We start from the raw sequence: 22430 nt of genomic DNA, 5'->3' as shown, positions 1-22430 counted from the left end.
TGAAGAGCCCGGGTGCGCAACCCGCCCGGTCCGGCACAGAGGCCAACATGAACCCGACTACCCCCACCCGCCAGCCCATTCACGTGCGCCGCATCACCTGCACGGGCTATGAACGCAGCGATGGCTTGTTCGACATCGAGGGCGAAATGCAGGACATCTCGCCCACCGGCACGGACCTGCTGTTCAAGCTGGTGCCCCCGGGGGCCGCGATTCACCACATGCGTATCGTGCTGACGGTGGACCGCGACCTGTTGATCCACGACGTCAGCGCCAGCATCGAAGCCGGCCCGACGGTGCACTGCCCGGACATCTCGCCGGCCTATGCGGGCTTAAAAGGCCTGCAAATTCGCGGCGGGTTCCGGCAGAAGGTCAAGGCGATCGTGGGCGGCGTGAACGGCTGCACCCATCTCACCGAACTGCTCGGCCCCATGGCCACTACCGCCATGCAGACCACCATGGCGGTGATGCGCCGGGAGCGCAACGGCAACAAGCCCACGCCGGACGGCAAGCCGATTCCGCGGCCGATGCTGATCAACAGCTGCCACACCTACCGTGAGGACGGCGAGACGGCAAAGCTGTTGTGGCCCGAGGGCCGGCGCGCCGCCCAGGCCGCTCACGGCGAATGAAGCGCCCCGGCAACCAGTTTCAACAACCAGAACGGAGGAGACCTATGCATGGATTTGCGACACAGGCAAGCCGGCCACTGAAGGCATTGCTGGCCTTGCTGGCAGTGCCGGCGCTGATGCAGGCGGCTGCAGCACAGACCTATCCGGAGCGCCCGGTGCGGATCGTATCGGTCACCAGCGCCGGCACCGGACTGGACGACTACACCCGGCTGCTGGCCAAATACCTTGGCCAGAAGCTGGGCCAGAGCTTTATCGTGGAAAACAAGCCCGGCGCCAACATGATCCTCGCCAGCGACTATGTCGCCAAGGCCGCGCCAGATGGCTACACGCTGCTGCTGTCCGGCTCGGGGGCCATGGCCGCCAACCCTTTCCTGTTCAAGCGCCTGCCTTACGATCCGCAGAAGGATTTCGTGCCCGTCGCGCGCATGTCGGCGCTGCCGGTAGCCGTGGTGGTAGCGGGATCCTCGCCCTACCGCACCCTGGCCGACCTGGTTGCGGCGGCCAGGGCCAGGCCGGGCAGTCTCAACTACGGCACCTCCAGTACGGGTTACCGCACCATCCTCGCCGCCGTCAACGACGCCGCCAAGATCCAGGCCGTCAGCGTGCCCTACAAGGCCATGAGCACGCTGCTGCCCGACCTGATGACGGGCGTGGTGGACTATGGCGCCGTGGAGGTTTCCGCGGTGATCCCGCACGTGCAGACCGGCAAGCTGCGCGCGCTGGCCGTGGCCGCGCCGGCCCGGGTGCCGCAGCTCAAGGATGTGCCAACGGTCGCCGAGGCCGGCGTGCCGAATGCATCGTTCAACACCTGGACCGGCCTGTTCGCGCCGGCCGGCACGCCCCCGGCCATCGTGGACAAACTGGCGCAGCTCACGCTGGAGTTCGTCAGATCGCCGGAAGCCGCGGCGCACTATGCGGCCCGTGGCGCCGTGCCCTACCCCGCCAGCGGCCCGGAACTGCGCAAGACCATTGTCGAGGACCAGCAGAACTGGAAGCGGATGATCGCCACGGCCGGCATCGAGCCGGAATGATCCGCGCGGCTGCCCCACAGAACGGGATGCCCGGCATCCTGACACTCCTCTCTGACCCAACAGGAAAGCAAGCATGAGCATCAAAGGCAAGGCATACATCGTCGGCGCCTACGAGCACCCGACCCGCAAGGCCCCGGACAAGACCGTGGCGCAGCTGCACGCGGAAAGCGCCAAGGGCGCGCTGGAAGACGCGGGGCTGTCGCTGCAGGACGTGGACGGCTACTTCTGCGCCGGCGACGCGCCCGGACTGGGCGTGCTGAACATGGTCGACTACCTCGGCCTCAAGGTGCGCCACGTGGACTCCACTGAAACCGGCGGGTCGTCCTACCTCGCGCACGTCTCGCACGCGGCGCAGGCGATCGCCATGGGCAAGTGCAATGTCGCGCTGATCACGCTGGCAGGCCGTCCGCGCTCGGAAGGCTCCAGCGGCACCAAGGCGCGCAACTGGGGCAGCGACCTGCCCGACCTGCCGTTCGAGGCGCCCTTCAGCCCGCTCACCGTCAACATGTACGCCATGGTGGCGATGCGCCACATGCATGAGTACGGCACCACGCCCGAGCAACTCGCGTGGATCAAGGTGGCCGCGTCGCACCACGCGCAGCACAACCCCCTCGCCATGCTGCGCGATGTCGTGACCGTGGAAGACGTTCTGAACTCGCCGATGATTTCCGACCCGCTGCACAAGCTCGACTGCTGCGTGGTGTCCGACGGCGGCGGCGCGCTGATCGTCGCCCGTCCGGAGATTGCCGCGAAGCTGAACCGCCCGAGGATCAAGGTGCTGGGCGCCGGAGAGCACGTCAAGGGCCAGCTCGGCGGAGCCGTCGATCTCACCTGGTCGGCAGCGAAGGTGTCCGGGGCCGCGGCGTTCGCCGAGGCCGGCGTCACGCCCGCGGACATCCAGTACGCGTCGATCTACGACAGCTTCACCATCACCGTGCTGATGCAGCTGGAAGACCTCGGCTTCTGCAAGAAGGGCGAGGGCGGCAAGTTCGTCGCCGACGGCAACCTGATCTCGGGCGTTGGCAAGCTGCCCTTCAACACCGACGGCGGCGGCCTGTGCAACAACCACCCGGCCAACCGCGGCGGCATCACCAAGGTGATCGAGGCCGTGCGCCAGCTGCGCGGCGAGGCCCATCCCGCCGTGCAGGTGAAGCAATGCAACCTGGCACTGGCGCAGGGCACCGGCGGCCTCCTCGGCTCACGCCACGGCAGTGCCACCCTGATCCTGGAACGCGAGTAATCGCTGTAGCCGTCCACGCAAGGCATCGAGCAAGATCATGACGACACCCTACACCCCCACTACCTTCAAGGCTCCGTCGGAGCAGCCCGACAACGCCGAGTTCTGGCAGGCCGCGCGCGAAGGCCGCCTGCTGGTGCGCCACTGCGACAGCTGCGGCAAGCCGCACTGGTACCCGCGCACGCTGTGCCCGTTCTGCATGGGCACCACCCACTGGAAGCAGGCCGGCGGCCACGGCACCGTCTATTCGTACAGCGTCACGCGCCGCGCCGGCCCCACGCCGTTCTGCATGGCCTATGTGACGCTTGACGAAGGCGTGACGATGATGACCAACATCGTCGATTGCGACCTTGACGCCGTGCATATCGGCCAGCGCGTGCAGGTCACGTTCTCGCCCTCCGACAACGGCCCGCCGGTACCGACCTTCAAGCCGCTCTGATAGCTGCCGGGGAGCGGCCATGTCGCCCTCCCCGGTCCAAGTGCCCCTGCCATGCCGCCGCCCTCTGCGTCCAGTCCGAGAGAGGGAACCGATTGCACACCCAACCCCAGCACGCCGACCATGCCTACCCACTCCACACCAGACTGCCTGCTGAATCCGCGCTCCGTCGCCGTCATCGGCGCCTCTGACGACCCCGGCCGCATCGGTGGCCGCCCGATCGCCTCGATGCGCAAGCAGGGCTTTGCCGGCCGCATCCTGCCGGTCAATCCGAACCGCACCGAGGTGCAGGGCCTGCCCGCCTATGCCTCGATTGCGGACTTGCCCGAAGTTCCCGACGTCGCCATCGTCGCGGTGCCCGCGTCGCAGGTACAGGGCGTAGTGGAAGCGCTTGCCGGGCGCGGCGTGCGCGCCGCCATCCTCTTCAGCGCGGGCTTTGCCGAAGTCGGCGGCGAAGGCCCGGCCATGCAGGCCGCCATGGTCGCGGCGGCGCGGCGTGGCGGCATGCGCCTGCTGGGACCGAATTCGCTGGGCCTGGCCAACCTGCATAACGGTTTCATCGGCACCTTCTCAACCTTCACCGGGGTCGCCGAGGTGCGCGCCGGCCGGGTCGGCATCGTCAGCCAGTCTGGTGCCTACGGCAGCCACCTGGTGGTGTCGGCCATGGAAGCGGGCGTCTATCCGTCCAGCGTCGTCATGACGGGCAACGAGGCCGACCTGACGGTCGGCGACATCGTCCGCCTGCTGGTGGATGACCCCAATACCGATGTCATCGCCCTGTACTCCGAGGGCATCAACGACGGCGACGGGCTGGTCGAGGCACTGCAGGCAGCGCGTGCGGCGCGCAAGCCCGTGGTGATGATGAAGGTCGGCCGCAGCGAGGTGGGCGGCGCGGCGGCGCGCTCGCACACCGCTTCCATCGCCGGTGACGACGCCGTGTTCAGCGCCGTGCTCGACGAGCTTGGGGTGGTGCGCGCGCGCACCACCGAAGAAATGCTCGACATCGTGCGCCTGGCCATGCGCGGCGTCTTCCCGGCCGACAACACGCTGGGCGTGATCACCGTGAGCGGTGGCGCGGGCGTGATCGTATCGGACGTCGCCGAGGAACTCGGCCTGCCGATGCCCGAGATGCCCGCGGCCGCGCAGGCGCGCATGCTGGAGATGCTGCCGATCTGCTCTCCACGCAATCCGGTGGATACGACCGCCCAGTTCATCAACGATCCGTCGCTCATCACCCCCTTCACCGAGGCCATGGTCAGCGAGGGCGGCTACCGTTCCGTGCTCGGCTTCTTCAGCTACGCCGCCGCCTCGCCCGCTGTGACCGAAACTCTGCTCGCGCAGTTGGGCAAGGTGCGCGAGCGCTACCCGGACCGTCTCTACGTGCTGGTCGCCCGCGGCCCGGCCGAAATGATGGCGCGCTATGAGGAGGCGGGCTTCACCGTGTTCGGTGACCCGACCCGCGCCGTCACGGCCATCGCCGCCATGGGACGCTTCGGGCGCGTCTTTGCCGCCACGGCACCGGCGGCAGCGCCGCAATTGCCGCCAGTGACCCTGCCGGCCGAAACCCCCACCGAGGCGCAGGCCAAGCAGTTGCTGGCCCAGGCCGGCATTGCCAGCGCCCCCGAACGCGAATGCCGCACTGCCGAGACCGCGGTGCTGGCCGCCCGCGAGATCGGCTACCCGGTGGTGATGAAGATCCTGTCGCCGGACATCCTGCACAAATCCGAGATCGGCGGCGTGCTGCTGGATGTGCGCGACGAAGCCGCCGTGCTCAGCGGCTTCGAGACCCTGATGGAACGCGCCCGCCAGGCCGCGCCCGATGCGCGCATCGAAGGCGTGCTGGTGGCCAGGCAGCTGTCGGGCGGCGTGGAATGCATCATGGGCATCAACCGCGACCCGACGTTCGGCCCCGTCGCCATGTTCGGCCTGGGCGGCGTCTTCGTCGAAGTGCTCAAGGACGTGGTATTCCACCGCTGCCCGTTCGGCGAAGACGTGGCCGAAACGATGATCCGCTCGATCAAGGGGGCGCCGCTGCTGCTGGGCGCACGCGGCCGGCCGGTGGCGGATATTGCGGCGCTGGCACGCACGCTGTCGCGCCTCTCCGCGTTCGCTGCCGCAGCCGGCCCGCGCCTGCAATCGGTGGACCTCAACCCCGTCTTTGCGATGCCGAAGGGCGAAGGCGCGTACGCCGCGGACGCCGTCATCGAAATCAACTCGTGCGCTGATTAAGCGTCAATGACAGGCATCGATTGCGGCAAGCGCTGATCCGGCCCAGCGCTTGCCGGGATTCGGGGAACACCGGCACGCTCCGCGGCCGGTGTTCCCACCCCGGTCAGTCCTGCGGGATATCGGCCGTCTTCACGATCTTCCTGGCGCGCTCGAGCTCGCTTGCCTGGAATGCCCTCAGCTGCGCCGGGCCCGCTGGGTACACCACGCCACTGAGCGCCTCGATGGAGCGGACCGTGGCCGGCTTGCGCAGAATCCCGTCCACCGCTTCATGCAGGGCTTCCACCAGGTTCGGCGGCATCCTGGCCGGGCCATAGAGCGCGATCCAGCCGTCCACCTCGAAGCCTTGCGCGCCGCCCTCGGCAACCGTTGGCACGTCAGGCAGCTCCTTCAGGCGCTGCGCGCCGGTGACTGCCAGCACCCGCAACTTGCCCGCGCGCGCCAGCGGCATGACCGCGTTGATCTCGCCGATCGAGTAGTCCACGTGGCCTGCGGCGAGGTCGGTCATCGCGGGTGCGGTGCCCTTGTACGGTACGGCGTTGGCTTTCACATGGTTGCGTTCGTGAAGCAGCTCCATGACCACATGGTAGGTGGCCGAGCCGCTGGCATAGTTCAGCTTGCCGGGCGACGCCCGGCCCGCCGCCATCAGGCCGTCCAGCGTCTGATAGGGCGAGCCGGCCGGCACGACGATCACCAGCGGCAGGCGCACCAGCCGCGCGATCGGCGTGAAATCGTTGACGGGGTTATACGGCAGGTTCCGGAACACGGCCGCGTTGGTGACCATCGGTGAATTACTGCTCATCCATAGCGTGTAGCCGTCGGGCGCTGCGCCGGCCACCGATCTGGCGGCGATGAAGCCGTTGGCCCCGGGGCGATTCTCGACAACGAAGGGCTGCCTGAACTGCTCGGAAAGTTCCTTGGCAAGATAGCGTGCCGTGGTGTCGAGCCCGCCGCCTGGCGGCATGGCAACGATGAGCTTGACCGGCCGGGCCGGATAGTCCGGTACTGCCTGCGCAGCGTGCGCACTCATGGACGCCGCCGCGGCCGCAAGCAGCAGGCATGCTTTCCGTCGCCTGATATTCATGCATCTCCTCTCATGATCTGTTCTGTCGTGGGACGCGACCGCTGTCCGTTGCGTGTCAACAGCGCCGTCGACATTGGCCGCGAGTCTCATGCTACGAACTGGCGGGAGATGGCGGAAATACATTCGCTGTCTCGCGCGATACAGGCCGGGTATTGCCGGCGCCGCGAGCCACGGCAAGGAAGGCCTCGTTGCGCATCTAATGGCGTTTATGCCGTTCGGGGCCGCAGGCAGCGGCACATGCCGCAACCGTGCCGCGGCATGCAAAGTGCCCGGCTGACCACCAGCAGCGCCATGTCAGCCGTTTGCTGCCTCGGGGCGTGCCGGCGCAGCGTGGGGTCTGCGTTACGTCCGCCATGCCTGTTACACCCGCACGGCCTCACCCGGCATGGGGGGCCACACGGTGGCACCGCCCTGTCTATCATCGCGTTAATCGCGATTCGCTGAGGCAAGACCATGACGTCAGGAAAGCAGGGCCCGCTCGCCGGCCTAAGGGTGCTGGAAATGGCCGGGATCGGCCCCGGCCCGTTCTGCGGCATGCTGCTGGCCGACCTGGGCGCCGACGTCGTGGTGGTCGACCGCCTCCAGGCCGGCGCGCAAAGCATCGACCTGGGCCGCCATGCCATTGCCCGGCGCGGCAAGCGCTCGGTGGCGGTCGACCTGAAAACGCCGGGCGGCGTGGAAACCGTGCTCCGGCTGGCGCAACACTGCGACGCGCTGATCGAAGGCATGCGCCCGGGGGTAATGGATCGCCTCGGGCTGGGCCCCGATGTGTGCCTGGCGCGCAACCCGCGCCTGGTGTTCGGACGGATGACGGGCTGGGGGCAGGACGGTCCCCTGTCCCAGGCCGCTGGCCACGACATCAACTACATCGCACTATCCGGAGCGCTGTGGTACGCGGGGCAGCCCGGCGAAGCGCCGATGGCCCCGCCCAGCCTGGTGGGCGACATCGGTGGCGGCGCCATGTACCTGGCCGTCGGGCTGCTGGCGGGCGTCATGAACGCGCGCGCCACCGGCAGGGGCCAGGTGGTGGATGCTGCCATCGTCGATGGCAGCGCACACATGATGTCGATGCTGCTCGGTCTGCAGGCGTCTGGCAGGATGCAAGCCGAGCGCGGCAAGAGCCTGCTGGACGGCCCGCACTGGTACAACACCTATCGCTGCGCTGACGGCGGCCATATCTCCGTGGGCGCGATGGAACCCAGGTTCTACCGCGAGTTGCGCGAGAGGCTGGGCCTGGCCGAGGATCCCGCCTACGATGAAGCATATGACCCGGCCAACTGGCCCGCCCTGCGCGAGCGCCTGGCCGCGCTGTTCGCGACGCGCAACCGGGACGCCTGGTGCGCGTTGCTGGAGGGCACCGACGCCTGCTTTGCACCGGTGCTGAGCCCCGACGAAGCGGCGGCCCACCCCCACATGCGGGCACGCGGCGTCTATCTCGATACGGACGGTGTCCTGCAGGCGAGCCCGGCGCCGAGGTTTTCCGCTACGCCGGCCGGAGCGCCCGGGCCCATCCCCGCGCGCGGCGAGCATTCCGCCACGGTCCTGGACGAGTGGATCAGGAATTGAAGCAACACGGAGACAGTAGATGAAAACAAATTTTGCCCACCTGACCGGGCAGATTGCGATGCACCATGGCCACCGCGAGGCACTGGTCAATACCGAGCGCGACCGCCGCTTCACGCACGACCAGCTGCACCGGTTCACCAACCGCGTCGCCAACATGTTGCGCGATCGCCTGGCACTGCGCCGCGGCGATACCTACCTGTGCATCCTCGAAAACGACAACCTGTCGCTGCTGCATGCATGGACCGCTCTGAAGGGCGAGGCGGCGGCATGCTGGACCAACTTCCGCGATGGCATTGACGAGCACCGCTGGCAGATCGAATTCATCCGTCCCAAGGTCGTGTTCATCGAGAACGCGCTGATCGACGCGTACTTCGGCATGCTGCACGAGCGCGGCATCACGGTGGTCTGCATGGACCCGCCCGCCACCCCGAGGCCCGGGCTGCTGTACTTTGATGACCTGCTCCACGGCGTACCCGATACCAATCCCGGCGTGGAAAGCGATGTGACGCAGGACGTGCTGGTCTATCGCTTCACCGGCGGCACCACCGGCAAGAGCAAGTGCGCGCAGTACACCATGGACAACTGGCTGGCCAACCGGGATTCCTTCTATGCCAGCCCCGAGAACTGGCTCAACGCCGACACCCGCTACCTGCACATGGCGCCGGTCAGCCACGGCTCCGGGCTGGGCCTGCTGCCCACGTTGTTCCGCGGCGGCTGCACGGTCACGCAGAACGCGCCCGACCTGCGCCAGTGGTGCCGCAACGTGCAGGAGCACCGGATCACCATTGCCATGATGGTGCCCACGCTGCTCTACCGCCTGCTGGAGCTGCCCGAGGCCAGCAGCTATGACCTGTCCAGCCTGGACACCTGCTTCTACGGCGCCGCGCCGATGAGCCCCGACAAGCTGCGCCTGCTGCAGAACCGCTTTGGCAATATCTTCGTGCAGGCCTACGGCTCCACGGAATGCATGCAGCGCGTGGCGGTGCTGACCAAGGCTGACCATGCCACCGTCTCGGACGAACGTCTCGGCTCCGCGGGCCGCGTCACCGGCCAGGCCGAAGTCGTGGTGGTCGACGAAGCCGGCAAGCCGGTGGCGCCGGGCGTCACCGGCGAGATCTGGCTGCGCTCGCGCGCGGTGATCTCGGGCTACTACAACAATCCGGAAGGCACGGCGGCGGAGTTCGAGAACGGCTTCTGGAAGTCAGGCGACCTGGGCTATGTCGATGAAGAAGGCTTCCTCTTCATCGTGGACCGCAAGAAAGACATGATCATCACCGGCGGCTTCAACGTCTACGCCATCGAGGTCGAGGGCGCGCTCAGCTCGCACCCGGCGGTCGCCATCTCGGCGGTGGTGGGCGTGCCCGACGAGCAGTGGGGCGAGATCGTGCACGCGGAGGTGGTGCTCAAGCCCGGCTGCGAGGTCAGCACGCAAGCGCTGATCGATCACGTCAAGGCACGCATCGGCAGGTTCAAGGCACCCAAGTCCATCGTGTTCGTGGACGACGTCCCGGTCAGCGTGGTTGGCAAAGTGCAGCGCCGGCAGGTACGGGAGAAATACTGGAAGAATCACTCGCGCAGGGTGGCCTGATTCTTCGCCCCGCCCATTCTGAAGGGCGCCCGCTTTGCACCGGGCGCCCTTCTTCATTGGGGCTGCTTTGCATCTCGTGAGGCGACGGCCCCGAACCTGACAAGAGGAGAGACAGATGAAGGCAGCCATCGACATCGAAGCTACGTTCGGCGATATCAGGCAATGGACGATGTCGTCAGTCATCGCGCAGCGCGCCCGGCTGTCGGGCGCGCATACGTTCCTGCGCTACCTGCCGGACGGGCGGCACTACACCTATGCCGACCTTGAACGCGAGACCAACGGCATCGCCCGCGCCTTCGCGGACCTCGACATCGGATACCGGGATCACGTGGCCGTCATGTTCGATAACTGCCCCGAGCAGGTCCTCAGCCATTTCGCGCTGGGCAAGCTCGGCGCCGTGGCGGTGCCGATCAATACCGCGGCAAAAGGCCAGTTGCTGCGCTATTACCTCGACCATGCCGACTGTGCGGCGATCATCGTCTCCGATGGCCTCGCCGGGGAAGTGCTGCGGATCGCCGCAGACCTGCCCGCGTTGAAGCGCGTGATCGTGCTTGGCGATGTCTCCACCGCACAGGCACGGCTGGACGGATCGCCGGTCAGCGTCCACCCGTTTCCGGCAAACTGCGCGACGGACACGCCGGTAGACAGCCCGGCAAAGTTCAGCGACCTCGCCTACCTGCTCTACACGTCCGGCACCACCGGCCCATCCAAGGCCATCATGCTCACGCACGCCTGCACCCACTTCTGGGCCGAGCAGGCGATCCGCTACCGGCAATTCCGGCCGGACGATGTCGACTATGTCTTCCTGCCGCTCTTCCACGCGAACGCCCTGCTGCTCGGCGTGACAACCGCGTTGATGGCAGGGTCCACCGTCGCACTGGCCCAGCGGTTCTCGGCCAGCCGCTTCTGGGATGACGTGCGCGCCGCGGGCGCCACGCGGTTCGCCTCGATCGGCGCGGTGGGCAGCTTCCTGTACGGCCGGCCGCCCGACCCGCAGGACCGCGACCATAAGGTCCGCGTCTGCACGCTGGCGCCCCCGCCGCCCTTTGTCCACGACTTCGAGAAACGCTTCGGCATCAAGGTGCTGACCGGCTACGCCCTGAGCGACTACTGCGCCGCCACGTGGTGCCCGCCCGGCGCGCCGCCCGACAAGGTGTTCAGCGCGGGCATCCCGCGCGACAGCGTGCGCGTGCGCGTGGTTGACGACGACGACTTCGATGTGCCCGCCGGCACCGCCGGCGAGATCCTGCTACGCGTGGAACAGCCCTGGGCGACGCCGCTCGGCTACTACAAGATGCCCGAGGCCACCATTGCCTCGCACCTCAATGGCTGGTTCCACACCGGCGACCGCGGCTACTTCGACGACGACGGCTACCTGCATTTCACCGACCGGAAGAAGGACGCCATCCGGCGCCGGGGCGAGAACATTTCCGCCTTCGAAGTCGAGAACATCATCCTTGGAATCCCGCAGGTGAAGCAGGTTGCCGTGTATCCGGTACGCTCGGCATTCACCGAGGACGAGGTAGCTGCCTCGATCATCCTGCACGATGGCGAGCACCTCTCGCATGAAGCCCTGATCCTGCACTGTGCGGCCAATATGAGCCGCTTCATGGTGCCGCGCTTTGTCGAGTTCGTCGACGAACTGCCGGTGACGCTGACCAACAAGGTCCAGAAGTTCAAGCTCAAGGAGCGGGCCGAGGTCGAACCTGGACGCTTGTGGGACCGCGACCAGACACCGTTGCGCGACCAAAGCCGCCGCCGATAGCCACCGTCGTACGCCGGCTGATGACAAACATGGGGCCGGATTCGCTTCACGCCTCTTGTCCGTGACCTGCTCATCCGGCCCCGTGAGCGCCATCATCACCAGCCGCAGGCCGGAGTGCGACGTGCAGTGGTACGGTTCGGCCCCGCGCCGCGCGCCGGACCGTCATGCTCCTCATCTCCCGCCGTGCTATTCGCGCGCCTGGGCTTTCGCCGCCGCCTGTTGCCGCTTTTGCTGTTGCAGGAAATCCTGGACGATATTCGAGCGGTCAAAGGATTTGGCCGGTTGCACGGGCGGGTATTCGGCCAGAGACTTCAGGTGATTCGCCATCAGCTCGTTCAGCGGGCCGGACAGCCACTGGGCCTGCTGTATCAGGTGACCGTACGAGTCCTTGCTGTCATAGCTTTCAAAGGGGTCGCTGCGCAGGTTGAACAGCATGGGGAAGGTTTGCGGCCGCAGTTCGGCATAGTAGTTCTCCTTCAGCGAGAAATGCAGCTTCCACGGGCCCATGCGAACGGCCGTCAGCTTGTTCTCGTAGTAGTACAGGAAATCCTTGCGCGCGCTCTCCTGCGCCTTTCCGGTCCAGTAGTCGACATTGTTCACGCCGTCGATGTACTGCGTCTTCTCCTGCTTCATCCGTTCAGCGACGTCCGGAACGCCGCCGATGGCGGCAAGGCTGCTGAACATGTCCTGGTGTGCCTGGATGCCGTTCTTGATCTGCCCGGGCTTAATGACGCCTGGCCACCGCAACATCGAGATCACGCGTACGCCGCCTTCGTAAGTGGTCATCTTCTCGCCACGGAACCGCGTGGTCGCACCGTGGGGCCAGGAGGAGTGCTCCGGACCGTTATCGGTTGAGTACCAGACGATCGTGTTGTTATCCAGGCCATTGCGTTTGAGAAAGTCGAGCGCCATGCCGACGTCATGATCGTGCTGCAGCATGCCGCTGCCTTGCATGTCTTCCTGATGCGTGTATTTCGACGCCGCATAGCGCCATTTCTCATTCAGGTGGGTGTAAAGGTGCATGCGGCTGGTATTGAGCCAGACGAAGAACGGCTTGCCCTCCTGCCTGGAGCGTTGCATGAAGTCAATGGCCTTGGGAATGACCTCGGCGCCGTCGAAATCCTCCATCCGCTTCATCGTAAGCGGACCCGAATCTTCAATCGTCTGGCGACCGACGCGTCCGAACCTCGGCATGACCGTCGGGTCGTCCTTGTCCGTCGCGAATGAGTGAAGCACGCCACGCGATGCGAACTTCTGCGCGAAGGCCTTGGCGCCGCCCGGATAGGCGTCCGCGTACGCCTTGTAGTCCGGATACTCGGGGAGCTCTTCCGTGTTCAGGTGATAGAGATTGCCATAGAACTCATCAAAGCCGTGCGCCGTGGGCAGGTGTTCGTTGAGATCGCCCATGTGGCTCTTGCCGAAGTGGCCGGTGCGGTAGCCCGCCGCCTTCAGCACTTCTGCCAGGCTGGGAGAAGCCGCCTGCCAGCCAAGCTTGTCGCCCGGTTGCCCGACGGTCGTCATGCCGGAACGAATCGGGTACTGGCCCGTGATGAACGCCGCGCGGCCCGCGGTGCAGGATGGCTGGCCGTAGTGATCGGTAAACCGGATGCCAGCCATGCCGATGCTGTCGATATTCGGCGTGGTGTATCCCATCACGCCCATGCCGTAGGCACTGACGTTCTCCCAGCCGATGTCGTCTCCCCAGATGACGAGAATGTTCGGCCTGGCTTGCTGGGCTGCCGCCGCGAAAGGACTGGTCAGCGCCAGGACGGCGGCCAGGACCGAAAATGCACGTTTCCAGTGTTTCATAGAGATTTATCCTCGATGCGTTGCGTTGTCGCCGTTACCACAGGGCCGATGCGCCGATGGCATCGGCGCGCAGCAGCGTGGCTTCGAGCTCGGCTGCGCTGAGCGGCGAACTGATCAGATTGCTTTTCTGCCCGTTCAGCGTTGTGCTGGCATGCAGCGCTCTCCTTGAGCTGCGCCGCAGGCACCCCGAGCTGCGCAAGCGTAACCGGCAGCTTCACCGCACAAAGCAGATCCAGCAACTCCGCAATCTCGGCGTCGGCGCGCGCTTCGGCCACGAGTTGCACGAGCGTGCCAAATGCGACCTGCTCGCCGTGCAGCGAGGATGCGATGGTCGGACAGATGACGACCGGCACATTCAACGCCAGCGATATGCCTTTGGCCGTATCCACCGCCTTGCCGCCGCCTAGGCCGACGATCACGTCGGGGTTGCCATCGCGCGCGTGGCAGGCAAGCAGGTCAATGACCGCCCTGGTGCACTCGCCGGGAAACGCCAGTTGCGTGGCTTCGATTCCGTGGGACTGCAAGCTGACGGCAACCGTGGGCAAGACCTTGTCCGCGATGATGGCGTCGCAGAGGACCGCTGGGCGCTGGTATCCCATCCTGACCAGCAACTGGCCCAGATACTGCAGCGCACCGGCTCCCTGCAAGTACTGGCCCGGAAAGCCCATCGTACGAATGCTTCTGGCAGGACCATTGTGCAGTCTCCTGTTCCTTATGGACTTGAAGCGCGGGGGGCGCTAATGGCGGGCTGCGCAAGGCACGCGATAACGTACCTTGCCGCTTGCGGGCTGCACCGGGGTGATGGATGTTGCTCGCCGGACCTGGCAGCAGCCGGCGTTGGCCGTTGCGACGAGTATCGGACCGGGGGAACGCCCTCCTTGCTAGGGCAGATGCTAGCTTGGCGTCGCGTTCATCGTTATGGCATATTTGGACAAGATATGATCATTTCCGGACAATCGCCCAACGGCGCTCCGGCCCCTCCCCCGATGCCGTCGATGCCACGCACCTGCCAGCCCTCCCCACACAGCGGGCCCGGTCTGCAATTGCTGCTCCAGTTCGGTCTGGACCATGGCCTGTCTGGCGACCGTTGCCTGGCGGGAACTGGCCTGGACTGGCAGCATCTGACCGCGCCAGGGTTCGTCGTGGAGATCGAGCAGGAGCTGCAGCTGATCCGGAACCTGGTGAATGAACTGGGTCATATCCCGGGAATCGGCATTCAGGCGGGCTTGCGCTACCGGCTCGCCACGCGCGGCATCTGGGGCTTTGCATTGCTCAGCTGCGCCACGCTGCGAGACGCGCTCGCCATGGCGTTACGCTACGAAACCCTGTGGAATCCCTTCACGGACATTCGCGTCGAAGAGGATGGTGACAGGCTTGTCACGACCATCGATGCCAGCAGGATGCCCGAGGCGGTGCAGACATTCATTGTGGATCGCGATCTCGGCATTTCAGCCAGCTTCATGCGAGACCTCATCGGCACCACGATACCGGCGCACAGCGTCACACTGTGCTGCTCGGAACCGTCCGATGCCCGTCCCTACCAGGAGCTGTTCGGCATGATGCCGGTGTTCGGCGCCAGCGAGAACCGCGTTGCGCGGAACGCCGCAGGATATCTGGACAGGCCATTGCCAGGCGCCAACAGCGAAGTGGCCCGCCAATGTGAATTGCAATGCCAGGCCCTGCTGGCCAAGCGGCGGGCACGCAGCGGCCTTGCGGGTCAGTTGCGCAACAGGCTTGCGGCAGGTCCCGGACCGCTGCCCAACATGGAAAGGCTGGCCCGGGAGTTCCACATCACCTCGCGCACGCTGCGCCGGCGGCTTGCCGAAGAAGGTACCAGCTTCCGGCAGTTGCAGGATGAAGTGCTCGAAGCCCAGGCCGAGGAAATGCTTGCCGGCGGCCTGAAGCTCGAACATGTGGCCGCGGCGCTTGGTTATGGTGAGGCGTCGAACTTCATCCGCGCGTACCGGCGCTGGAAAGGCGTGACGCCACTCCAGTACCGCAAGCAGGTTGCCGGAGGCGGCTAGTCCACTGAATCACTGAAATTGGTCGGTGCCTGCCATGTCAATGATTCAGTGGACTAGCGGCGGCAGTAGCAGAACGCGCCGCGCATCGCGCCATGAAGCAAACACGCTCCCGTCGCTTCACAGCCCTCACCACAGCCCTCACAAGTAGGCAGCGGCCTTTTCCGGCGTGTATAGCAACGCCACCTGTAACCCGCTGGCAGCGGCCACCATGTCCGGCACGGCTTCGTCGGCCGAGATGAACATGCTCTCCCATTGGCCAAGGCTTTGACTAGCGGCGTTCAGCTGCCCGGCCAGCACCACGATGAAGAGATTGCCGGCATGCGGGGGCCTGTCGGGCACGAGTGCCTCGCCGGCAGACACCTCCGCCAGGGTCACGCCCAGGCCATCGGCCCCCAGCGGAATCACATCATCCTGCGCCTGCCCTCGCAATGTACGCAGTTGACTCGGATCGGCGATCCTGACCGGCCCGGCGTGCTCGTGCCGCTTGGGTCCGCGGACCATCTTCTCCCGCTCGCTCACCGGGGTCAGCCCGGTTTCAAACACCGGACGAATCGTGAAGTACTTGAGGCCGTCAGGCCCGGCAACGAGCGGGCCATAGCCGGTGTACGCACCCGCATAGTGAACGGTGAGCGGCTGCAAGGGCCTCCTGCCAATCTGCCCGTCCCCCTCGATGAACAGCTGAAACTGATTCTGGCGATGAAAATGCGCCGGCGCAACGGAATGTGCCGGCTGCTCGACCAGAAAGATGCTGGGGGACAGTTCCGGGTCCTGTCCTGTGTCCATCCACTCCGATTTATGGAACAGGCGGCTGATGCCGTCTTCAAGCTGGACCGGAACGGCCCTGCGCGTGGCCTCTGCACGCGCACGGGTGCCGAAGGCAATCATGGGGGTCTCCTTTTGAGGAACAGGTTCTTGCGGCTGGATGCAATCACGACAAGGCAAGCCCGACAATGCTGACCATTCCCGCGCGCCGGCTGTACCCACGCGCGCAGCGGTGACCCTGTGTCCGCTCCTTGCGATGCCTGCGCCAGGCTCCGATGCAAACGGCCAGTCAGCCATGAGCTAACCACGTCGTCCTGTCATATTGCCCCCCCGACTCGGGGTGGTTCGACCGCCCCGCGGCCGTGCCCGGTCGCAGCCCATCGCCAGCGTCCGCAAATGACAACCTCCTGTCCGAATAGGCCATAACGCGGCCGCACCTTAACTCTTAGTATTGCCGAAACAGAGGAGACAGGGTTCCGACCACTACCGGACCCGGTAGCGCGCTGGCCCAGACACGCCTCGCGGTAGCGTGGCCGCCGGAAGGATCCCGGATTCATGAGTTTCCCCGAGGGCACCCGTGTCAACCGGCGGGGCGCCGCACCGCGGCAGGCCTTGTTTGCACCCCCAGTACAACAAGCAGAGGAGGAGCAACTCGTGAGTCAGACAGATCAGTACGTTCCCACAGGAGCCGGCATTGCGATGCCGGAGCTGAGCGGTGTCTACAGCAAGGTGATATGGCGGCTGATGCCGTTCCTGTTCCTTGCACATGTCATCTGCGCGATTGACCGGCTGAATATCTCCTTCGCCAAGCTGCACATGGCACAGGACATCGGGCTGAGCGATGCCGCCTACGGATTGGGGGCCGGGATCTTCTACCTCGGCTGCATCCTCTTCGAAGTGCCCAGCAATCTTTACCTGAAGCGCGTCGGCGCCCGGGCCACGATCACGCGCATCATGCTGCTGTGGGGCGCGATCTCGCTGGGCATGGCGTTCATCACCACGACGAACCAACTGGTGGTCGCACGCTTCCTGCTGGGCATGGCCGAAGCGGGCTTCTTTCCGGGCGTGATCCTCTATCTGACCTACTGGTTCCCGGCCGCGCTGCGGGGCCGGATCACGGCCGTGTTCCTGATGGCGGCAATGGTTGCCGGAATCGCCAGCGGCCCGCTTGCCGGCTGGATCATGACCCAGTACCAGGGCTGGGCCGGCCTGAGCGGCTGGCAGGCATTGTTCGTGCTCGAAGGTATCCCGGCGGTATTGCTGGCCTTGTTTGGCTGGTTCTGGCTCACCGACAAGCCTGAACGGGCCTCATGGCTGACGGCGCAGGAAAAGCAGGCCATTGCCGCGGCACTGGCATCGGAAAACGCACAGCACAATGCGGAAGGCAGCATGCTGCAAGGCCTGCGCGAGCCGCGGGTCTACATCGCGGGGATCGTGTACTGCTGCATCTTCTGCGGCACCACGACCATGGCGTACTGGATGCCGACGCTGATCCGCGGGTTCGGCATGGAAGACCTGCGCACCGTCGGCATGCTGTCCAGCCTGCCCTATCTGCTCGCCCTGCCCGGTATGTACTGGCTCGGACGCAGTTCCGACCGGCGCAAGGAACGCCGCTGGCATATCGCGCTGGCCATGCTCGCCAGCTCGGCCTGCTTCCTGTTGCTCAGCCTTGCACAGGGCAGCCCGACACTCTCGGTGGCGTTGATGACGGTCGGTGCAGCGGCCGCGATGTGCGCCATTTCACTGTTCTGGACGCTACCGCCCGCACTGCTTTCGCCCGCCGCGGCAGTCGGTGGCATCGCGGTGATCAACAGCATTGGCAATCTCGCTGCCGTCCTGACGCCGGGTGCGGTCGGCGCGCTCAAGTCGGCAACCGGGAGCCTTTACCTGGCCTTTGCCGTAGTTGCCGCCATCCAGGTGTTTGGCACGATCTGGCTGTTGCTGGCCATCCCCGCCCGAAGCCTCAGTGAGCGGCGTGAAGCTCAGTAACTGAATGCGGGGCCGGGATGCCCCGCCCCCGCCCTCTCTCCCGGGCGGGGCCTCCCGGCCAGCAATGGCCCGACGACGCCGGCTCAGGCAGACTCCGTGACCTTCGCGTACGTCGAACGCTTCGGCATGGCAAACAACCGCCGCACCATGGGCTCGAAGGTGCTCAGCGGATAGATCTCCCCGTCAGCGTCGAAGGCCGGGCTGTCATACCGGTCGATGAACTCGACGGTACGGTCATAGTGCGGATGCGTCTTGAACTGATCGCGCATATTGCGGTCCATGCCCACATGATGGAAGAAGTTGTGCCCCTGGAATATGCCGTGATGCTCGACCATCCAGTGATTGGCTTCGGATACGAAGGGCTTCAGGATGGCGGCCGCCACCTCCGGATGGTTGTACGAGCCCAGCGTGTCACCGACATCGTGCAGCAGGGCGCAGACCACGTATTCTTCGTCGCGTCCATCCTTCAGCGCGAGCGTTGCGGTCTGCAGGCAGTGGCTGTAGCGATCGATCGGGAAGCCGCTGAAATCGCCCTGCAGCAACCTGAGGTGCGCCAGTACGCGATCGGGCAGGCCCGAAGCGAAGCGCGCGGCCTCTGGCCGAATGATCTCAAAGTCCTCACGCGTGCTGTCCTGCATGCGTCGAAAGGTCACTCGCTGGCTCATGGGGACTCCTCTCTCGTGGTGATGGTGCGATGGTGTGATGGTGTGCTGGTGCGATGGTGGACGGCGAAGGCAGTTGGCCTGCCGCTGCTATGTGTGCGTCCCGGCCTGACGCTCAGGCCGAAAGCGTCGGAATGCCGACTGAGATGTACCGGACCTGGCCCTCGCGGCGGAAAATGCCGAGTGCCGCGCCGTCAGCCCCCGGGCAAGCCATTGCGCCGCGTCACTCCGCGTAGCCGGGCAGCTCACGGTCGAGTTTGCGCAGCAGCGCCGGCCACGCGCGTTCTCCGTAACGCGCCATGGCGCCAACGCCCATGGCCTCGGTGGTCATGCGCGCAGGCTCGGTGGCAGCGTGCAGGGGCCGGCCCATGCCTAGCGTGCGAACCTGCGCCGAGCAAGCGCGCTCCAGCATGTGCATCCGCACGAAGGCCTCGGCAACGGTAGCGCCCAGCGCCAGGGTGCCATGATTGCGCAGCAACATCACGTGGCACTCGCCCAGGTCGCGTTGCAGCCTTGCGCGCTCTTCCAGATGAAGGGCAGGCCCCTCATACTCATGGATGGCGATATCGCCGGTGAGCAGCATCGCGGTCTGATTCAGCGGCAACAAGCCCTCTTCCAGAGCGGAAACCGCCATGCCGTCGGCGCTATGCAGATGCATGACGCAGCCCGCGTCATGGCGCACCTGATGCACGGCGCTGTGGATCGTGAAGCCGGCCTTGTTGACGCCGTACGGCGACGCGCCGATGACATCGCCGTCGAGATCGATCTTGATCAGGCTCGACGCCGTGATTTCGTCGAAGGCCATGCCGAATGGATTGATCAGGAACTCGTTGCGGCCGGGCAGCCTCGCGGAGATATGGGTGGCAATGAGGTCGCTCCAGCCAAACAACTCTACCAGCCGGTAGCAGGCCGCAAGATCCACACGAACCTGCCATTCGATCGCGGGGACATCGCCCCGATGGCCAGCTGCCGACGGCGCGCGGGCCGGATTGGGTTGCGCGGTGGCGAGCGAAGTTGCTTCCATGCTGTCTCCTGTCGGGTCTGTCGTGCCGCCTGATCGAGCGGTCTCACTGCGTCATGTGATATGCCCCGCAGTACGCGCGGGCGCGTGCGGCATGCAGCCCTTTGCAAGCCGCGACGCCGTGTGCACCGCAAAATGGTAGTTCGGTGGTACGCGGCGCGCCATGGCATATCTGGACAAATACAATCATTTCCGGACAGAGGGCCCGACTACTCCGGATTTGCCCTGCGATGCGCGTATCCCGCATGCATCCGGCGTTTCGCAGTCGAAGCCGGCCTTCTGCATTGGACTGCCATCGGATAGCCTGCCTCACGGGTGCGTGGATGCACGCATCTCCGTGCCAGGAGCACGGTCAACAAACAAAGAAGGGCTGGCGCACGGCACCAGCCCTTTACAGGCATGAAGCGTCAGACAAACGCAGAGATGCCCGTCAGCCGACGCGAGATGAACAGCCGCTGAATCTCCGTCGTACCGTCCGGAATCGGGATGATGATCGCTTCGCGCAGGTATTTCTCTACGTTGAACTCCTTGGTAATCCCGTTGCCGCCATGCAGCTGCACCGCATCGCGGCACACCCGCACCGCGGCCTCGCTGGCGAACGCCTTGGCCATCGAAGCCTCCAGGTCGCAGCGCACCCCCGCGTCGATCATGCCGAACACGCGCTGGCACATCAGGCGCGAAGCGTCGAGCAGCATCGCCATATTGGCGAGCTTGGCCGCCACCAGCTGGTGGCCCGCAATCACCTTGCCAAACTGCTTGCGCTCCTTGGCATAGGCAATCGAATCTTCCAGCGCGGCACGCATCAGGCCGACCGACAGCATGCCGACGTGGCCGCGTGCGTGCTCGAACATGCGCATGGTGTTCTTCAGGCCTTCGCCCTCGCCGTCGATCAGGTTCTTGTCAGGCACGCGCGTGTCGGTGAAGAAGACCTGCGCAGTGGACTGCGAGTTGAGCGCCATCTTTTCGATGTTGCGCGTCTCGTAGCCATGCTCCTTGCGGTCGATCAGGATGTGCGACAGGCCCTTCTCGCCCTTCACGGTGCAGATAATGAAGTCCGAGTAATGGCCGTTGGTGATCCAGGTCTTCTCGCCGTTGATGATGAAATGATCGCCGTCACGCACGGCCCGGGTCTTGAGTTCCGCGACATTGGAGCCGACGTCCGGCTCGCTGATGCCGGCGCAGCCAAACAGTTCCCCGGCAAGGATGCCTGACAGGTAGCGGTCGCGAATCTCCGGGCTGGCCGACAGCAGGCGGCGAGAGATGCCGTTGTTGATCATCACGCACAGCGCGATATCGCACGAGACTGCCATCAGCTCCTCGAACAGCATGCCCTGTGCGGTATAGGTCCAGCCCATGCCGCCATGCTCGACCGGCACGGTGCAGCCCGGCAGGCCGAACTGGGCGATCTTCATGGTCAGCTCGCGCATCTTCTCCTTGGGAATATGGCGGTCGCGGTATTCCTTGACCACCGGCTTGACTTCGGCGTGGAGGAACTTCCGGAAGCTGTCGGTCGCAAGGATGATGTCGTCAGTGGGCAGTTGGTATGGCATCTTGGTTACCTGTTCGGTGGATACGTAGAAAGTGGCCCCGCGCCTCTCAGGCAGGGGCGGCCCCGGTGATTTCGTGGTGGTGAATCAATAGCCGCGGAATTCCGGCTGGCGCTTTTCCGCGAAGGCGCGCAGGCCCTCCTGGATGTCGTAGGAACGCTTGTGGTCGCGCAGTTCCAGCAGTTCGTGACGAATGGCGTCGGCCGTGGTCTTGTCATTGGCATTGGCAGCCACGCGCTTCATGCGGGCCAGCACCAGCGGGCTCTTGTTGGCCAGCTTGTCGGCCAGGGCCTGGGCGCGAGCAGACAGTTCGGCGTCTGGCAGGACCTCGTTGACCAGACCGTGGATCTTCATTTCTGCGGCGCTGAGCGAGTCGCCCGTGAAGAGCAGATAGCGCGCCACGTTGTCGGGCACCTTGCGCGGCAGCAGGGCCGCGCCGCCGCCGCCCGGGAACACGCCGTAGTTCGAGTGCGCGTCACCAAGCCGGGCACTCTCCGCGGCCAGCACGATGTCGCACGAGAGCACGACTTCCATGCCGCCGGCCAGCGCCAGGCCATTGACGGCCGCGATCACCGGCTTGGGAAAGTTGCGCAGCGTGTCGAAAAACTCGACGATGATGTCCAGCGAATCCTTCTCGCCGGGCTGCAGCACCGCGTTGCCCTGCTTCAGGTCCGCCCCGGCGCAGAAGGCGCGGCCGGTGCCGGTGACGACCACGACGCGCACCGCGGGGTCGTCACGCCACGACTTCAGGGCGGCGGTCATGCTCTCCACCATGTCCCGCGTCATGCTGTTCAGCTTGTCGGGGCGATTCAGCGTCAGCCAGCCAGCCGACCCCATCAGGGCTTGCGAAACACTCATTTGTCTCTCCAGAGAATGGACGGGCGTCCGTCCTGATATCGATGGTGTCAATCTACGGGCAGGCACGGCACCCCGCACTACTCGCCGGGGGTGGCAAGGCCCCTCTGCCGGCGTGACACCCCGTTCCCGAAGACGGCTTATGGTTCTTGTGAGTTGCACACAAAATGGACTTTATGTTCTACTCCGGCCCATCAACGCC

General features: G+C 65.5%; 18 protein-coding genes. 10 read left to right on the top strand and 8 right to left on the bottom strand.

The genetic code is table 11. The features are described from left to right. The first annotated feature begins 47 nt into the window (after positions 1-47). The 5 genes from AC1Q7H_RS10380 (at position 48) to AC1Q7H_RS10360 (ending at position 5559) form a co-directional block, all read left to right on the top strand. Positions 48-626, top strand: coding sequence for a DUF2889 domain-containing protein (locus tag AC1Q7H_RS10380; protein ID WP_492381271.1), 579 nt, complete (start codon positions 48-50; stop codon positions 624-626). 44 nt (positions 627-670) lie between these two features. Beyond that, the gene (locus AC1Q7H_RS10375; protein ID WP_492381270.1) at positions 671-1657 is read left to right on the top strand and encodes a Bug family tripartite tricarboxylate transporter substrate binding protein; all 987 of its coding nucleotides are present in this window, start codon (positions 671-673) and stop codon (positions 1655-1657) included. 73 nt (positions 1658-1730) lie between these two features. After that, positions 1731-2897 (top strand): thiolase family protein, encoded by a 1167-nt coding sequence (locus AC1Q7H_RS10370; protein ID WP_492381269.1) that lies wholly within the window; start codon positions 1731-1733, stop codon positions 2895-2897. A gap of 37 nt (positions 2898-2934) precedes the next feature. Next, the gene (locus AC1Q7H_RS10365; protein WP_492381268.1) at positions 2935-3333 is read left to right on the top strand and encodes a Zn-ribbon domain-containing OB-fold protein; all 399 of its coding nucleotides are present in this window, start codon (positions 2935-2937) and stop codon (positions 3331-3333) included. Between the two features lie 120 nt (positions 3334-3453). Continuing rightward, a complete protein-coding gene (locus AC1Q7H_RS10360; RefSeq protein ID WP_492381267.1) occupies positions 3454-5559 on the top strand; it encodes an acetate--CoA ligase family protein in 2106 nt (701 codons plus the stop codon). A 103-nt stretch (positions 5560-5662) separates the two neighbouring features. On the opposite strand, the gene AC1Q7H_RS10355 is transcribed toward AC1Q7H_RS10360, so the two are convergent. After that, positions 5663-6586: a Bug family tripartite tricarboxylate transporter substrate binding protein gene (locus AC1Q7H_RS10355; protein ID WP_492381266.1), complete on the bottom strand. Its 924-nt coding sequence runs from the start codon at positions 6584-6586 to the stop codon at positions 5663-5665. Between the two features lie 507 nt (positions 6587-7093). On the opposite strand from AC1Q7H_RS10355, the gene AC1Q7H_RS10350 reads away from it, so the two are divergent. The 3 genes from AC1Q7H_RS10350 to AC1Q7H_RS10340 all read left to right on the top strand — a co-directional run bounded on the left by AC1Q7H_RS10350 (position 7094) and on the right by AC1Q7H_RS10340 (position 11559). Beyond that, positions 7094-8206, top strand: coding sequence for a CaiB/BaiF CoA transferase family protein (locus AC1Q7H_RS10350; protein WP_492381265.1), 1113 nt, complete (start codon positions 7094-7096; stop codon positions 8204-8206). Positions 8207-8225: 19 nt separating this feature from the next. Further along, on the top strand, positions 8226-9794 hold the full coding sequence (locus tag AC1Q7H_RS10345; protein ID WP_492381264.1) for a class I adenylate-forming enzyme family protein: 1569 nt from the start codon (positions 8226-8228) through the stop codon (positions 9792-9794). Between the two features lie 115 nt (positions 9795-9909). Further along, the gene (locus AC1Q7H_RS10340; RefSeq protein WP_492381263.1) at positions 9910-11559 is read left to right on the top strand and encodes an ATP-dependent acyl-CoA ligase; all 1650 of its coding nucleotides are present in this window, start codon (positions 9910-9912) and stop codon (positions 11557-11559) included. 186 nt (positions 11560-11745) lie between these two features. On the opposite strand, the gene AC1Q7H_RS10335 is transcribed toward AC1Q7H_RS10340, so the two are convergent. Together AC1Q7H_RS10335 and AC1Q7H_RS10330 are read right to left on the bottom strand one after the other, a co-directional pair. Next, positions 11746-13368 carry an arylsulfatase gene (locus AC1Q7H_RS10335; RefSeq protein WP_492381262.1) on the bottom strand — a complete coding sequence of 541 codons (1623 nt, stop codon included), beginning with the start codon at positions 13366-13368 and terminating at the stop codon, positions 11746-11748. Beyond that, entirely contained in the window at positions 13365-14036 is a 672-nt protein-coding gene (locus AC1Q7H_RS10330; RefSeq protein WP_492381261.1) for an iron-containing alcohol dehydrogenase, read from the bottom strand. The genes AC1Q7H_RS10335 and AC1Q7H_RS10330 overlap by 4 nt, the downstream gene beginning before the upstream one ends. Positions 14037-14306: 270 nt before the next feature. Between AC1Q7H_RS10330 and AC1Q7H_RS10325 the strand changes: the two genes are divergently transcribed. Next, positions 14307-15392 (top strand): AraC family transcriptional regulator, encoded by a 1086-nt coding sequence (locus AC1Q7H_RS10325; RefSeq protein WP_492381260.1) that lies wholly within the window; start codon positions 14307-14309, stop codon positions 15390-15392. Positions 15393-15530: 138 nt separating this feature from the next. Here AC1Q7H_RS10325 and AC1Q7H_RS10320 read toward each other — a convergent pair whose 3' ends face one another. Then, entirely contained in the window at positions 15531-16277 is a 747-nt protein-coding gene (locus tag AC1Q7H_RS10320; RefSeq protein WP_492381259.1) for a hypothetical protein, read from the bottom strand. Between the two features lie 531 nt (positions 16278-16808). Here AC1Q7H_RS10320 and AC1Q7H_RS10315 point away from each other — a divergent pair. Beyond that, the gene (locus AC1Q7H_RS10315; RefSeq protein ID WP_492381258.1) at positions 16809-18143 is read left to right on the top strand and encodes an MFS transporter; all 1335 of its coding nucleotides are present in this window, start codon (positions 16809-16811) and stop codon (positions 18141-18143) included. A gap of 83 nt (positions 18144-18226) precedes the next feature. Here the strand turns inward: AC1Q7H_RS10315 and AC1Q7H_RS10310 are convergent, their stop codons facing one another. The 4 genes from AC1Q7H_RS10310 to AC1Q7H_RS10295 all read right to left on the bottom strand — a co-directional run bounded on the left by AC1Q7H_RS10310 (position 18227) and on the right by AC1Q7H_RS10295 (position 22231). Further along, complete coding sequence (locus AC1Q7H_RS10310; protein WP_211984221.1) at positions 18227-18808, bottom strand: HD domain-containing protein; 582 nt, start codon at positions 18806-18808, stop codon at positions 18227-18229. A gap of 220 nt (positions 18809-19028) precedes the next feature. Then, positions 19029-19829 (bottom strand): class II aldolase/adducin family protein, encoded by an 801-nt coding sequence (locus AC1Q7H_RS10305; RefSeq protein WP_211984223.1) that lies wholly within the window; start codon positions 19827-19829, stop codon positions 19029-19031. Positions 19830-20233: 404 nt separating this feature from the next. After that, complete coding sequence (locus AC1Q7H_RS10300) at positions 20234-21376, bottom strand: acyl-CoA dehydrogenase family protein (RefSeq protein ID WP_492381257.1); 1143 nt, start codon at positions 21374-21376, stop codon at positions 20234-20236. An 84-nt stretch (positions 21377-21460) separates the two neighbouring features. Further along, a complete protein-coding gene (locus AC1Q7H_RS10295) occupies positions 21461-22231 on the bottom strand; it encodes an enoyl-CoA hydratase/isomerase family protein (RefSeq protein WP_492381256.1) in 771 nt (256 codons plus the stop codon). Positions 22232-22430: the final 199 nt, after the last annotated feature.

It is taken from the genome of Cupriavidus sp. GW823-FHT06D04, assembly GCF_058795055.1.
The sequence above is the reverse complement of the archived record's forward strand: the minus strand, read 5'-3'. Positions and strand labels throughout refer to the sequence as shown.